Here is a 16,718-nt window from a genome sequence, read left to right as displayed (position 1 = left end):
CAAGAATAGACATAAGAGTCGATTTAAAGACGAAGCAACATTAACATGAATTTTTCATTTCTTTTCGGCCCGAGTCCATTTATTACTATTAAAACAATACCTTACAAGGTGTGCAGAGTGCCAGGCTAACAAGAGGCTGTTAAAATTATGTTGTGTATTTTTACTGAATACGTATGCAAGACATTGAGGCATTGATAGTCGAGGCTGTACTATTCCGGCAACTAGAACAAAGTTGTAACATTTGACTACAAGTTGTTAACCGCCACACAGGTTTACGTTTGGGTCTAAAAACGGGATATATACACATGAAAAATTTTAAACCTAATTTAATCAAGGCCGCGCTAATCACTAGCGGTTTTGCATTTGGTATCACACCAGCCGCATTTGCCCAAGAAGAAGCAGCCGACGTAGGCGACGACACTGAAGTGATTCAGGTCACGGGTATTCGCGGTAGCTTGATGCGTGCCCAAGCAATAAAGATGGATAACACCTCTATTGTGGAAGTGTTATCAGCTGAAGATATTGGTAAATTGCCTGATACCAGTGTTGCAGAATCATTAGCACGTTTGCCTGGCCTAGCTGGTGAGCGCAGAAACGGGCGTACCAGTGGCTTATCTGTTCGTGGTTTCAACGAAAACTACATCGGTACGTCAATGAATGGCCGTGAGTTATTGGGCATGGGCGATAACCGCGGGGTTGAATTTGATTTATACCCAACAGAAATCGTATCAAACATCATTGTTTATAAAACACCAGAAGCAGGCTTGATTAATCAAGGTATAGGCGGCACGGTTGATCTTCAAACCATTAAGCCACTGGGTATGGAACAAAGCATTACGCTTAACGGCTCATTCGAGAAAAACGCAGAAGACTCAGCCAACCCAGATTTTGACAATGACGGCCATCGTTTATCATTCAACTACGTAGATTCTTTCGCTGATGACACCATAGGCGTAGCGTTAACACTTGCTACTATGGAATCACCGCGCCAGGAAGAGCAATTTGGTGGCTGGGGTTACGCAACTGCCAATCCTGAAAACGCTGCCCCAGGTGTCGAAGTACCAGAAGGGACACTTATTCTAGGCGGCCACGATTCTTTAGCGCGCTCAGCGTTACTTGAACGTGACTCTATCGCTGCTGTTATTCAATGGGCACCGTCTGACAAACTAACTGTGCAACTTGATGCCCTTTATATCGATTTTGTTGAAAATGACGTAAAACGTGGGCTAGAAGAAGGTGGCCCAGAGTGGGGTGGTGTTGATTACACCATCACAAAAGTAGAAGACGGTTTAGTGACTGAAGGCTATCACGATGGTTTCTATTCAGTGGTGCGTAACGATGCAAAAGAGCAAAACGCCGAGTTAACCACCTTTGGTTTGAATGTCGCTTATGAGCTTGACGAAAACTGGACGGTATCTGCCGATTTATCAAGTGGTAAAGTGGATAAAACCATTACTGACATCGAAAGTTATTCAGGTGTTGGTCGTGCAGGCCTTGATGGTCGTCCTATTTCACCACGCTCGTGGACAATGACCTCTACCGGTGCGGTGTATGGGGACCATCCAACGCTACCTGGTGTTGATTTAACCGACCCTAGCTTAATTAGTTTAGCAGGCCCGCAAGCTTGGGGGGCACCGATTATCGGTTCAGATGCTCAAGATGGCTTCGTGAATGAGCCGGTGTTTGAAGAAAAGCTCGACAGCGTTCGTTTTGAAGTTGACGGATTTGTAGAGTGGGGTATTTTCACCAACCTTAATGTGGGTATCAATTACTCTGACCGCTCCAAGTCAAAAATTAACAATGGTTCCTATTTAACGGCACCTGAGTACCCAGGCCAAGGTCCAATCCCTGATCCGGTAGGCGCAATCAACCTTGATTTTATCGGCATTAATGGTGTGCTTGGTTACGACAGTTTAGGTCTATATAACAGCGGTTATTATACAGCAACAGATGCAGGTTTAGTGCAAAACGAGCGCTTAGGCGACACTTATGAAGTAGAAGAGCAACTGACCACAGTATTTGCCAAACTTGATATTAATACCGAGATAGGCGATGTATTCATCAAAGGTAATGTGGGCTTGCAAGTCGTTAATGCAGACCAATCATCAACTGGTTTTAGTACCACCAGCGATGTTGATGGCATGACAATAGCGGTTCCAGTGACGGGCGGGGCTGATTATACTGATGTATTACCAACGCTGAACCTAAGTGCTGAGATATACGAAGGTCAGTTTATCCGTACTGCATTATCAAAAGTCATCAGTCGACCGCGCATGGATGATATGCGACCAAATACTCAGGCTACTTTTGCATTCAACGATAACCAAATTGCTAACCCAGATCCAGCCAATGGGCCTTGGGGGGGAAGTTCTGGTAACCCTGAGCTTAAACCGTTAGAAGCTGATCAATTTGACTTGTCTTATGAGAACTACTTCGCTGATGATGGCTATTTTGCAATGTCATTCTTCTTTAAAGACATCAAAAACTGGCACCGTGACACCAGTGTGGTTGCTGACTTTTCAGACGTTTACATTCCGACACTACACCAAGCATCTGATGGCTCAGCACCAGTGACATTCTTAGGTGGCGTATCATCTGTACTAGATGGTTTCGAAGGTTTTGTGCGTGGTTACGAGTTCCAAGCAAGCTTGCCGTTTAACATGATCCACGAAAGCTTAGATGGCTTTGGTATGTTCGCTAGCGCCACCTTCATGGATGGCAAATTGGACGCTGCACCTGGTCAAACAGATACACGTATTCCAGGCTTATCAGAAGAGTCGTATAGTTTGACTGCGTACTATGAAATGAACGGCTTCGAAGTGCGTATTTCAGGTACTAAGCGAGACCCGTTCTTGACAGAACAACGTGGTTTAAGTTTGTCTTTGGTTGATGCAACTGACCAAGGTGGCGAGCTTTGGGATGCGCAGATTGGTTATGACTTCAGTGAATCTGGTATCGAGTCTTTATACGGGTTACGAGTGACGTTACAAGCACAAAACTTAACCGACGAAGATACGGTTCAAGCAGCACCAAACGATGGCCGCTTAGTGACGCGCTACCAATCATTTGGGGCTAACTACTTATTAGGTTTCAATTACACCTTTTAATTAGGCAAGCATGGCGATAAACGGGGCAGTCACTCAGCGCCTCTTAACCTAAAGCGCTATGTGCAGCGCTTTTAATTTCAAACCCCATCTGGTTATATATACATTAGATGGGGTTTTTCTGTTTAAAGTGATTCGATGAAGCAAGTAATTAAAAATGTAGTCATAGTAGGCGGCGGAACAGCAGGTTGGTTAACGGCTGCGTTACTGCAAAAAGTCGTAGGTACTTCTATTAACATTACCTTGGTTGAGTCCGAAGCCATTGGCACCGTTGGCGTTGGTGAAGCGACAATTCCTCCCATACGCTTAGTGAATCAAGTTTTGGGTATTAACGAAGCAGAGTTTTTAAGAGAAACCAAAGCCACCATCAAATTAGCGATTAAGTTCGAGAATTGGCGTACACCCAATGAAAGCTATTTTCATACATTCGGCTCGCCAGGTAAAAGTATGGCGTTCTGTCATTTTCACCACTTTGTGAATCGTGCTAAGAACCTTGGTCACGAGTCAACTATTTGGGATTACGATTTAAACTACCTGTGTGCAACCCAAGGCAAATTCGCTCATATAAAAGCGCAAGATCCGGTACTTGATTTACCCTACGCTTATCATTTTGATGCTTCATTGTACGCGCAATTTTTGCGACGTTATTGTCAGAAGCTAGGCGCTAAACGCATTGAAGGCATGATTGAATCCGTTCAGCAACATCCGTCAGGGGATATTGCTGGTGTTACCTTGCAAGACGGCCAGCAAATTCACGGTGACTTATTTGTTGATTGCTCTGGGTTTCGTGGTTTGCTTATTCAACAAACTCTTGGTGTCGGATATGACGATTGGACGCACTTACTGCCTTGCGATCGCGCAGTGGCTGTGCCTTCTGAACGATTCGACAAAACTGTGCCTTATACACGGGCCATTGCCCATAAAGCGGGTTGGCAATGGCGCATTCCCTTGCAGCACAGAAATGGTAATGGCTTAGTGTATTGCAGCTCGCATATGAGCGATGATGAAGCGACCCACTCATTGCTGAATAATTTGGATTCAACGCCCATCGGCGACCCCAAAGTCATACATTTTAAAACGGGGCGCAGGCGTAAGCAGTGGCACAAGAATGTGGTTGCTGTGGGGCTCGCTAGTGGTTTTTTAGAGCCCCTTGAGTCTACCAGTATTCACCTTATTCAATCTGCTATCGTGCGCTTAATTCATTTATTCCCTCATCAGGGAATCGATAGCGCAGCGGTAGATGAATTCAACCATCAATCAGAACTAGAATACACCCAGATACGTGATTTTTTGGTGCTGCATTATCATTTGACAGAGCGCGATGACAGCCAATTTTGGCGAAACATACAAAGCATGGATATTCCAGCTTCATTGGCTCATAAAATGGCGCTGTTTAAGCAAACCGGCAAGCTGTTCAGAGAGCAGAACGATTTGTTTTTAGAGAGCTCTTGGTTACAAGTAATGGTTGGCCAAGGGATAGAGCCCAACGACTATCACCCCATCGCCAATAACCTCTCTGAACCGCAACTTCTTAATATGCTCAATAAAATGTGTGAGGTGAAGCAAGAGCCATTGACGAGCCTGCCAAGTCATGACGAGTTTCTAAAGCATTTCTGTAAGGTAACGTGATGGCACAACCATTTAAAATCGTTATTTTAGGAGGCGGTACCGCTGGGTGGATGGCGGCGAATTTATTTGCCCACAAGTGGGCAGGTAAATTAAATGACAAGTCTCTGCGTGTTACTTTGGTTGAATCCCCAGATATCGGCATTGTTGGGGTAGGTGAGGGCTCGACCCCCACTTTAAAACGCTTTTTTAGCATGCTGGGTATTGCTGATGGCGACTGGATGCCCCAATGCAACGCCACATACAAAATGAATATCGCCTTCGAAGACTTTAGCCCGGCATCTGGTATCAAGCGTTATAGTCACCCATTTATCTCACAGCTTGATACCTTTACCCAACGGGCATTTATGGTGAACGCTCGGACGCGTCGACTTGGGCTTGATACCCACACAAATCCTGACGACTTCTTACTCAATGGCGTACTGGCTAAGCAAAATAAAGGCCCACAAACGCCGGACAACTTTCCGTTTAATATCGAATACGGTTATCACTTCGACTCCCATTTGTTAGGTGCTTTTTTACAGCAACATGCTATCGGCCTAAGTGTAGAGCACGTGCAAGCAAACGTAGAAAGTATCAAACAGCACCCCAACGGTGATATCGCAGAGCTGCACTGTAAAGAGGGCATGGTAATAAACGGTGATTTGTTTGTAGATTGCAGCGGGTTTTCCAGCGCTCTCATGCAAAAAACACTGGGCGTTAAATTTAACAGTTACAAAGACAATCTATTTAATGACTCAGCGGTTGTGGTGCCAACGCCCATAAGCGAACATATTCCGGTTGAGACCACATCCACGGCCTTATCAGCGGGTTGGTGCTGGAAAATCCCCCTGACCAATCGATTTGGTAACGGCTATGTTTACAGCTCGGACTTTATCGATTCAAGCCAAGCTGAGCGTGAGTTAAAACAGCACCTAAATCTGAGTGAGGATAGCGATTGCCGGCATTTATCCATGAAGGTGGGGGCGTTAGCGCAGCAGTGGCAAAACAACTGTTTGGGTATTGGGCTCTCAGCAGGCTTTATTGAGCCGCTTGAAGCTACCGCCTTGCACCTTACGCAGATATCCATTGAGCAATTCATATTAGAATTTGAAGAGGGTGGTTTCACCAATCGTTTGCAAGGGCAATACAACGCTAAAATGCAACACAGAACCGAGCGAACCCGTGATTACATCGTAGCGCATTATAAGCTCAATACCCGCAACGACAGTGAGTATTGGCGCGCAAACCGTAACAATATGCACTTGTCTGAGTCACTGTTACAAATATTGGATGTTTGGTATAAGCGCGGAGATTTAGAAGCGGAGATAAAGCGCCAAGATCTCTCGACCCATTTTAATGCCGTATCGTGGAATTGCTTGTTAGCTGGCTATGGGGCATTTCCGCCTCTGGCGACAAAACAGCCTGGCAGTGGTGATTTATATTTAGAGCAGAAGATTGAATCGTTTTTGCATGGTTGTGCGTTGAATTTTGAAGACCACAGAACGAATTTACATAACCATTAAACCATTCTAAAAGTACTGATATACAAAGAAACCGCCTGTTTAGACCCTAACAGGCGGTGCATGACGCTTATTTTACCTCTAAAATCGAAGCTGTCTTACCCGCAACAGTGAGGGTTTTATCCAAGGCTATAACGCTGCCCGTGAGGATATTCTTTGCTGAAGCTCTATCAGACAGCATTTCTTCATAGCGCGATAGATCAAGGGAAGTGGATGTTTCATGTTTATTGATTACCACCATGATTTTTTCATCATCATTGTATCGAAAGTAAACATAAAGCCCATTTTCAGGAGTAAAGTGCATCAGCTTACCGGTGTGAATAACGCTAGTATCTTTGCGCCAGTTAAGCAGTGTTTTCAGGTAATTCTGAGTCTCACGTTGTTCCGTTGTTAGATTCTTGCCGGTAAAAGCGTTGATGCTGTCACCAGCCCATCCACCTGGGAAATCTGAACGAATAACGCCATGGTTATCTTTTGCTTCTGAGTTATTCATCAGGATCTCCGTACCGTAATAAAGCTGAGGTGTTCCGCGCATGGTCAAAATGTAAACTAATCCCATCTTAAACAAGTCGACGTCTTCGTTTACTTGAGTAAAGAATCGATCCATATCGTGATTGTCTGGAAAAATAACCAGCGCATCTGGATCTGGATATAAAAAATCACGGGCTAACATTTTATAGGATTCGATTAAGCCACTGCTGTAAGTTCTTTCTTCTTCTGTTAACGCACGCGTTAGAGCGTCTTGCAGGGGAAAGTCCATCAAACTGGGTAAGCACGACTTATAACCATCGTGATTGACCTTTCCTCTTTGCCAGTAGGAAACGATACTTGGCTCGTTTACCCATTCTTCACCGACAATGTTAAAGCGTGGATATTCGTTCATGACCTTGCATGTCCAATCTGACATGAAGTCCTTGTCGGGGTAGGGATAGGTGTCCATTCTAATGCCTGAGAGTCCCCCGTACTCAATCCACCAAATGGTATTTTGAATTAGGTAGTCGGCAAGTAATTCATTGCGCTGATTTAAATCAGGCATTGTTTTTACAAACCAGCCATCGGAAAAGTGTTTTTTGTCGTTATTCGAAGCGTAAAGGTCCTGAATGGTATTTCTTCTGTGACTGGTACTAACAAAACTGTCGCCAAAGTTGATCCAATCATCGGTCGGCTTGTCTTTCACAAACCAATGCTCTGAACCTACATGATTCAAGATCATGTCCATAATGACCTTAATTCCCTTGCTGTCCGCTTCAGCAATAAACTCTTTATATTCTTCATTGCTTCCAAAGCGAGCATCGACTTTATATAAATCTGTAGCCGCATAGCCATGGTACGAGTATTCATGCATGTTATTTTCAAGTACTGGGTTTAACCAAATTGCGTTAAAACCCATATCTGATAGATAGTCTAAGCTCTGTCTTATACCTTCGATATCACCACCATGACGCCCGTTGGTATCGTCTCTGTCGCTGGTTTCAAGCATGTTTTCAATATCGTCGTTGCTAGGGTCACCATTGGCAAAACGGTCAGGGGTAATAAGATACATCACATCAGAGTTATCAAAACCCTGCCTATTCGCCGAGTCCTCTTCACGCGTTAATAGTGAATAAGAAATGCTGCTAACGACTTTGCTGTCATCCCGCAAGTTGATTTGAAAAGTGCCTGCTTGAACATTCTTATCAAGCTTTAGGTACAGAAAAAGATAATTCGGGTTTTTAACATTGACGACCTTTTCTAAACTGACGCCTTTCTTTGAAAAGCTAGGCGTTAAATGGCCTACGTTGTCACCGTAGAGCAATATTTGCAGGGCCGGGTTTTTCATTCCAACCCACCAATTTTCCGGTTCTACTTTCTTAATCACCTGATTTGCATTCGCCGTGAAAGCGATGGTAAGTATTAACAAATTTATGAGTTTTATCATTGTATTCTCACTGTGGTTTTTCTTTATGGATAAAGATTATCTGACATCGCTTTTTCGGCTCTTCATGTGGTGTTTTTTCGGCGTTTTAATCGAGGCACACTGTGCGTACTGTAAATCTGAGGGCAAAGTGAAATTAAGGACTAGAAGGTAAAACTTATGTAAAAACATTGCTACATACTGCATACGTATTCAGCTCTCTCTAGTCTGTTAATGAGCGGCCCTTAGTTTAAAAATCCAAGTCATTAATAATCTAAATTGGTTTCTTCTATTGCTCTTAGTCTTACTGAAAGTCCATTCCTGTGGGCCGAATTTGAATTAAATTGTGCCTAAAATTGCAAAGTTTGCATCGATATTGAAATTTTCAAAAAAGTCTAATTGATGGTTTGTTAATTTATTGTTGAATACGTATGCAGTGCATTGTGATGTTAATTAACTTGGCGTTAACATCTTAAGCTGGAAACAACAAGGTGCTCTTCGTTTCAAAAAATAACACTTATCTTGCGTTAAAAAATAACCAAGAAAGTGTGAAACGAACGTTCGCCATACGTAATGGGACACACGCATGAAAAGATTCACACCGAATTTGATTACCGCGGCGCTGCTGGCAAGCGGCACCGCGTTTATCACGGGTTCAGCGTTAGCACAGCAATCTGTCGACGAACCAGTAACAGCAGAATCTGCTAATGAAATAGACGAACAAAAACAAGGCCAAGAACTCGAACGAATAGAGGTCAGGGGCTTCGCCACCAGCCTAATTCAATCACTTAATCAGAAACGTTTTAGCGATACCGTATCTGAGCAAATTTCAGCGGATGATTTAGGCGGCTTGCCTGATGTGTCCATGGCGGATGCATTGACCCGATTGCCCGGTATTTCAGCTGTGAGAACCGGCGGCCAAGCAGCCGAGATCAACATTCGTGGTATGTCAGGTGATTTTGTATTCTCGACCCTCAATGGCCGGGAACAAGTGTCCACTAGTGGTTCACGCTCTATAGAATTCGATCAATACCCGTCCGAGCTAATTTCATCCGCAGCTGTGTATAAATCCCCTAAAGCATCGCTGATTGAAGGCGGTGTGGCCGGTAGCGTTGAGCTGCAAACAGCCAGCCCGTTGAGTAACGATCAGCAACATACTTTTAATGTTAATGCTCGCGGCATGTTTAACGACAGAGCCGGTGAGGTGTCTGATGCAGAAGAGTTTGGACATCGTTTAAGTTTGTCTTATCAAGGTAAGTATTTAGACGATACCTTAGGGGTAGCCCTTGGCTATGCACGCTTGTTTCAGCCCAGCGTTTCGACTCAGTTTGTAGGCCTTGCCTATAACGCCACTAAAGACGTGGATAATGATGGTGACGAAGAGTTTCTAGGCGAGGGCTTTGAGTTACAACACAAAGGCGGCGAAGAAACACGTGACGGTTATATGGGCGCGATTGAGTGGACACCCGTTGATACCTTTACCCTAAAAGCGGATGCGTTTTTCTCAAAATTTGACTCTGAAGAATTTGCCCGTGGGTTTCGGGTCAAGCTAGGTGGTGCATCGGCCGCTGTAGCCAACCCTGTGCTAAATGGCAACGCCGTTATAGGTGGTACGTTTAATCGCACATCACAAAGCTTTACCCGGGTGGAGCTGGTCAACGATGACAACCAAGACTACGACCAAGTGTCCAGTTATGGCATAAACGCCGATTGGCAAGCAACAGACAACTTAACCCTGGCGTTTGATGTGTCACAGTCAGTTGCTAAGAGTGATTTTAGAAACGGCTTGTTGTGGGCGCTAGTGGGGGAAGATGCCAACGCTGAGCTACCCGTTTTTGATAGCGATATCTCCATTAGTTACCTGTTACACGGTTTAGATTTACCCGATGTAGGCTTTAGCCAAGCCGAAGCCTTCACAGATTTAGATAGGGTGATGGTCACAAAATACGGTATTTACCCCTATGAAAACGAAGATGAGTTAAATGCTTATCGCTTTGATTTGACCTATGAGATAGACGACAACGCTTTTTTATCTTCGGTCGAATTTGGTATGCGCTACTCTGATCGTGAATACAGTAATGACCGTTCAGTATTCGAATATGGCAGCGACTCTAGCTTTTCAGCCAGCCAGCCACCTCTTAGATTAACCGACGATATGGTGGAGGTGGTCGATTGGGAAGGCGATTTTAGTTACTTGCCTAGCTATCTTTCTATCGACTTAAATTCAGCGCTCAATGCGTGGTTCCCCTCTGGCATACCACAACCAGTTAAAACGTGGGGGGCGGGTAGCCCAGGCGTGATAAACGGACCGGGCGAGGGGCCTAACACCAGCTGGACAATGCTTGAAAGCGGTAAAGTGTTTGAAAAGGTCACCGCTGCTTACATTATGGCAAACATAGATACTGAGCTGTTTGGCTTACCCGTTACCGGAAACGTGGGTGTGCGCATGGTGGAAACAGAGCAATCATCCACAGTACTGCAAGACGTGTCCGAAGACATCATTGACCCAGATACAGGTGAAGTCATCGATACTCGAGGTAACCCAGCCAACGGTGCTCAATTTATTACGGATGATGCTGGCTTGGTGAATGACTTTTATCGTCCAGCATTGCTGACTGATAAATACCGAGATTACCTACCTTCAATCAACCTGAATTTTAAGCTATCTGACAGTGAGCAATTGCGCTTTGCTGCGGCGAAAGTGCTTGGCCGAGCGCCAATCAATCGCTTGTTTGCCAACGCCACCTTGCGGGTGGAAGACGTACAAGCGTTTCGAGACCAAGATACTGGCGAGATTGTTTTGTCAAAACCGACGGCAGTTATATCTGGCAGTGCCACTAACAGCCCGTACCTTCGTCCGTTCTATGCTGATCAATACGATATTTCTTACGAGAAATACTTTGAAGATACCGATGGTGCCTTCATTGCGGCGTTATTTTACAAAGACATTAAGTCTTTCATTAACACCTTTAAAGAAGACCCGTTTGATTTTACCGGTAACGGATTCACCATCCCGGCAGACATCACCGTATTGGTGACAGATGAAGAAGGTGAGCCATTATTTAATGATGATGGTTCACGCTTATCGGTGCAAGTGCCCACTGAAAATGGCGGCTATGAAACCGCCGTCAACAACGACAAGGGCGGCTATATTCGCGGCGCGGAGTTGTCATATACGCAAATTTACTCGTTTCTTCCTGACATTTGGTCGGGTTTGGGCATGAGCGCAAGTTATTCCTACACAGAGAGTGAAATTCAAACCCAAACTACATTAGGCGGTGCATCGGTAGAGCAAACTTTGCCCGGTTTATCTGAAAATGTCGTCGCGGCCACGGTGTTCTGGGAGTACGAAGATTTCGAAACACGATTAAGTGTGCGCTGGCGTGATGCGTTTGTGTCAAAGCAGGTAGCGGTGAACGAGCAGGTGGTTAATTTCGATTCAGAAACAGTGATTGATTATCAGGCATCGTACAACATCAACGAGAATCTCGGCATGTTATTTCAAGTGAATAACCTGACCGACGAGCCAACCAAAAGTTACTTCGGCAGTGAAGCCCAAACGGGGACCATTCAGTACTTTGGTCGCCAGATATTTCTGGGCGTGACGTACTCGCTGTAATCGAAAACGTATGTAAATACACGGCATAAAACTATAGCCGTGTTGGATAAAAATTATTATGGAGTATAAACGTATGTTTACTCGCACCAATAGCCTGCCTTTGTTGGCAATTTCAATCAGTTTTCTTAGTCTTTCAGGTTGTGGTGGTTCAGGCTCTGAGCCCGGCACCACATTACTAACCTGTAGCATTCCTAATGTGCCCGATGCCACTGGCACCAGTTGTGTGGCCCCAGAGCCCATAAGCTGCGCGCCGCCAACCGTGCCAGACGCGTTAAACGAATCTTGTGTGGTAGGGGCTGACCCCACAGCACCCGCACCTATGGCAAGCCCCGCCATGGACCAAGCCGTACTGTATTTTAACTTAGCTGCAAAGGGCGCTGATAACAGCGCCAATGACGAATCTTACACTGGGTATCGTTTACATACTTGGAACAACGATGCGTGTGACGCTTACGCCGATACTGACACTGATTGGGCGAATGGCCGCGAACACTCAGGCATCGATCCCAATTATGGGGCGTACTGGGTACTTGAATTAAAACCTGATTACGCTGGCACACTGGGTGCGTGCGGTAATTTCATTATTCACGTAGGCACAGATGACGCCGGCAAAGAGCTTGGTGGCGGTGATTTTACAATGCCTTTATCACAAGACGATCCTGATTTTGCCAGAATGAATTTTACCTTCACAGACGTAGCTTCTATTTTCGAATTCCCTATCGTGTCTTTAGGGCCTCAACCCGTAAAAATTGATGGTGCAGCAGCCCATTGGATAGATAGCAACACCTTGTTATGGGATATCGACCCTACAGCCGTTAGCCAAGTGAAGTTGCATTACTCAGCCAATGCAGACTTAAGCGTTGATGTAGACACAGGTCTAAGCGGCACAGCAATTGAGCTTGAAGAAATTGAGCTAAGCGATGAGCAAAAAGCTCGGGTGCCACATTTAGCCAATATGCTTGCGTTTGAGGGCGATTGGAGCTCGGATGAGGCAAAAGAGGTGCTTAAAACCCAAGCGGTGTTGGCCTCTTATGATGCCGACGGTGTGCTTAATGGCGCGACCCAAATTCAGTTAGCTAATGCCATAGATTCGCTGTACACCCAAGGCGAAAATGATGCTGATGAAGCCAGTTTGGGGGCGGTTTATACCGATGGGGGGATTCAAGTTAACCTATGGGCACCGACTGCTCAATCAGTGAGTTTGAAACTGTTTAATGATGCAAAAGTAGAAACTGCCAGCTACCCCATGGAGCTGGATAGCAACAGTGGTGTATGGCGCTACGAAGGCGGTATAGAGCTAGACCGTCAATTGTACCGTTTCGAAGTGATGGCCTATCATCCAGTGACTATGTTGCTCGAAACCATGCTCACAACCGACCCTTACTCGCTAAGCTTATCCACCAACAGCCGCTTCTCGCAGTTTGTCAACTTGAATGACGAAGACTTAAAACCAGAAGGGTGGGAGACCCACGTTATTCCCACCATCACCAACCCTGAAGATGCCGTGATCTACGAAGGGCATATTCGGGACTTCAGTGTGCGCGATGAAAGCACCAGTGCTCAACATCGCGGTAAATATTTGGCGTTTACCGAACAGGGCAGTGTGCCAAATCAGCATTTAGCAAAATTAGTTGAAAACGGCTTGACTCATTTTCATGTGTTGCCAGCCAACGATATGGCAACGGTTGAAGAAGATGAAAGCCAAAGTGTTGATTTAACCAGCACTGTAGCGGATTTATGCCGCTTGAATCGCCAAGCGGCAGTGTGCGATGAAGAAAACGCAGACGCGTCCCTGCAATCTGTGTTTGACAGTTATGATGCCATCGCTGAACCGCAAAAAGCCCAAGCATTAACAGAGCAAATGCGCGGCGATGATCGCTTTAACTGGGGGTATGACCCGTATCATTTCAATGTGCCAGAAGGGAGCTATGCCACTGACGCGGATGGTGTAACGCGTATAAAAGAAATGCGCGCGATGAATCAATCATTACATGAAATGGGCATGCGAGTAGCGCTAGATGTGGTGTACAACCACACTAATGCGTCTGGCTTAAATGGCAAATCAGTACTGGATAAAGTCGTGCCTGGTTATTATCACAGATACGACACAGTTACCGGTGGTATCGTGCGCGAAACCTGTTGTGACGACACCGAGCCACGCAATCGCATGATGGAAAAGTTCATGCAAGACTCCTTGGTGATGTGGGCCACGCAGTACAAGTTTGACTCATTCCGTTTTGACATTATGAGCCAAGCCACCAAAGACACCATGTTGCGCTTAGAATCTGCAGTAAAAGCCGTTGATGAGGACAACTACTTCTATGGTGAAGGCTGGATAAAAGAAGACAGAGGCTACGAGCAAGCCACGCAGATTAATATGGCAGGCACACAAATTGGCACCTACAACGACCGCATTCGCGAAGCCGTGCGCCAAGGCCAAATATTCAGCACTGAGCCAAGCGATAGCGCATTAGCAGCACAAGATAATGTTAAAATGAGCCTAGCAGGCACGTTAACTGACTATGTTTTGGAAGATTATAAAGGGACAGCGTCAGCCACCAGTAATATAGGCGGCTACGCAACTGACCCCGCTGACATCATCAACTATGTGTCAAAGCATGATAATGAAACCCTATGGGATCAATTGCAGTACACCTTACCTAACGATATGACCTTGGCCGAACGGGTACGGGCGCAGAATATTGCTGCGACCCTTCCTTTGATGTCTCAAGGTATTCCGTTCTTTCAATTAGGTGGGGATTTTTTGCGCTCTAAATCGATGGATCGCAACACCTATGATGCAGGCGATTGGTTTAACTACGTAGATTTCACCATGAACAGTAATAACTGGCTGGTGGGGCTACCGTTAGCCCAAGATAACGAAGGTCGCTGGGCAGAAATGGCTAATTTCATTTACAGCCCTGAGCGCGCAGCCAGCATGACCGAAATTGAGTTTGCATCTAATGTGTTTAATGAATTGCTCAAAATACGTAGCTCATCAGCGTTATTTCGCTTAACCACTGCTAACGACATTATCGACCGTATTGGCTTTCATAATATCGGCGCCCGTCAAACCCAAGGTTTGATTGTGATGAGTATTGATGATGGCATAGCGGCTGACAATGGCGAGGCGGAAGAAAATCAAACACTACGAGCTGACATAGACCCAATGGCTGATGCGTTAGTGGTAATCGTTAACAGCAGCAGTGAACAGCAAACCCATGGCGTGCCCACCGCAGAAGGCTTTGAGTTACATTCAGTGTTAATGAACTCGGTTGATAGCCAAGTGCGAGGAGCAAGCTTTGCCCAAGGTGAAGGGGATAACGAAGGCAAGGGCATGTTCACTGTACCTGCATTGACCACTGCCGTATTTGTTAAACCACAAATGGGTGCGCAAGGTGTGGGTTTATCGGCTTATGCAACATCAGGTGCACCAGATGTTGTACCTTATGGCAGCACCTCTGTGTTCGTGCGCGGTGCAATGAATGGCTGGGGTGAAGTAGATGAAATAGCATATCAAGGCGATGGTGTTTACGCCGCAGTGATTAGCATTGAGCCCGGTGATTACGAGTTCAAAGTGGCTTCAGCTGATTGGTCAACCGTGGATTTTGGCGCCAATAATGGCGATGAATCTGTGGCGCTTGGTGCCGATAAAACCTTAATCGCTGGCGGCGCGAATTTACAGTTATCGCTAAGCCAAACTCGGGTGCTTAAATTTACCTTAGATGCCAGTGATAAATCAGCACCGGTATTAACAGTGGATAACGAAGAGCCGTTTTTTGGCACTACTGTATTTGTGCGCGGCTCGCTCAATGGCTGGGGTGAAGATGACCCGATGGACTATGCGATTGGGGGGCAGTACAGCAGAACTATTGAGGTGACAGCTGGCTCATACGAGTTCAAAGTGGCTTCCGCAGACTGGTCGACGGTGGACTTTGGCTCAGCAGATGCTGACGTGAATGTGACGGTAGGCCAAGGCAAGGCGCTCGCGCCAGGCGGCTCGAATATGACAGTCACCTTTAACGATGATGGTAAATACACCTTTGTATTTGATGCCAATGATAAAGCAGCACCGACGCTCAGTATATTTGACGCCGAGATGTTTGGTGAAAATACGGTCTTTATTCGCGGTGGGATGAATGGCTGGGGTGAAGTTGATGCGCTCGTATTCAATGCTGATGGTAGCTACACCGTTGATATTGCAATTGACGCGGGCAGTTACGAATTCAAAATTGCCACGGGCGATTGGTCAACGATAGATTTGGGTGGTGTAGGGGATGACACCCAAGTTGTCGTCGGCGACGCTAAGCAGCTGACTTATGCCGGAGCCAATTTGATGATTGATATACCAACAAGTGCTACTTATCGTTTTAGCGTAGTCGGGCCTGACCCATCAGCCCCAACAGTCACGGTGACGCAGTTGTAGCAATGTAGTGGTTACTTTGCAGCTTTAACTAAGTTGTACGACCAAGCGATAAAGCTTTAGCTAAACGAAAATAAGCAAAGCTTTATCAAATCAAAAACGCGATATTCATTATCGCGTTTTTTGTTTTTAGGTAGAGTGATAATTGTTCCATGGTGTTGGTATTAGATGAATAGGTTTTAACTTGATCTATCAGATTCGATTAATAGGATTCAACCAAATTAAATGGCCTGTATAAAAAAGCAGGTATAATCAGATTTAATGAATAATGCCCATGTCGCTTCCTATTATGTAATTTTGGTTGATCTCGCTTTGTTTTTCTTGAAAACGCTAAGTTATTAATTTAACTATGGGAAATATTTTTCACATAGTTTTTAATAGGAAGCAGAAAAGTCTCGTTAAACCGAGGTCTCCTTTTGCTTTTGCAACTTCGAGTGGCTTTACTCGTACGATAGTAAAAATACTGAATAAAATCAGAAGGTAAGAACTTAAAATGACGAAAAAAAACGGAATCGAGAAGTTACATATACGACATGCTCGATAATAAGCG

General features: G+C 45.3%; 6 protein-coding genes. 5 read left to right on the top strand and 1 reads right to left on the bottom strand.

Annotation, left to right across the window (positions count from 1 at the left end; all coding sequences use genetic code 11):
* The first annotated feature begins 305 nt into the window (after window positions 1–305).
* The 3 genes from GMES_RS10090 (at window position 306) to GMES_RS10080 (ending at window position 6,235) form a co-directional block, all read left to right on the top strand.
* On the top strand, window positions 306–3,107 hold the full coding sequence (locus tag GMES_RS10090; RefSeq protein ID WP_006992569.1) for a TonB-dependent receptor: 2,802 nt from the start codon (window positions 306–308) through the stop codon (window positions 3,105–3,107).
* A gap of 135 nt (window positions 3,108–3,242) precedes the next feature.
* On the top strand, window positions 3,243–4,733 hold the full coding sequence (locus tag GMES_RS10085) for a tryptophan halogenase family protein (protein WP_006992568.1): 1,491 nt from the start codon (window positions 3,243–3,245) through the stop codon (window positions 4,731–4,733).
* The gene (locus GMES_RS10080) at window positions 4,733–6,235 is read left to right on the top strand and encodes a tryptophan halogenase family protein (RefSeq protein WP_006992567.1); all 1,503 of its coding nucleotides are present in this window, start codon (window positions 4,733–4,735) and stop codon (window positions 6,233–6,235) included. Before GMES_RS10085 ends, GMES_RS10080 begins: the two co-directional genes overlap by 1 nt.
* 67 nt (window positions 6,236–6,302) lie before the next feature.
* Here the strand turns inward: GMES_RS10080 and GMES_RS10075 are convergent, their stop codons facing one another.
* Window positions 6,303–8,150, bottom strand: a complete 1,848-nt coding sequence (locus GMES_RS10075) for a glycoside hydrolase family 13 protein (protein WP_039987158.1) — start codon at window positions 8,148–8,150, stop codon at window positions 6,303–6,305.
* Window positions 8,151–8,712: 562 nt separating this feature from the next.
* Here GMES_RS10075 and GMES_RS10070 point away from each other — a divergent pair.
* Complete coding sequence (locus GMES_RS10070) at window positions 8,713–11,745, top strand: TonB-dependent receptor (protein WP_006992565.1); 3,033 nt, start codon at window positions 8,713–8,715, stop codon at window positions 11,743–11,745.
* A gap of 73 nt (window positions 11,746–11,818) precedes the next feature.
* Window positions 11,819–16,171, top strand: coding sequence for an alpha-1,6-glucosidase domain-containing protein (locus GMES_RS10065; RefSeq protein ID WP_006992564.1), 4,353 nt, complete (start codon window positions 11,819–11,821; stop codon window positions 16,169–16,171).
* The last annotated feature ends 547 nt before the right edge of the window (window positions 16,172–16,718 follow it).

This window comes from Paraglaciecola mesophila KMM 241, from assembly GCF_000315015.1.
GTDB classification, from domain to species: Bacteria; Pseudomonadota; Gammaproteobacteria; order Enterobacterales; family Alteromonadaceae; genus Paraglaciecola; species Paraglaciecola mesophila.
The sequence above is the reverse complement of the archived record's forward strand: the minus strand, read 5'-3'. Positions and strand labels throughout refer to the sequence as shown.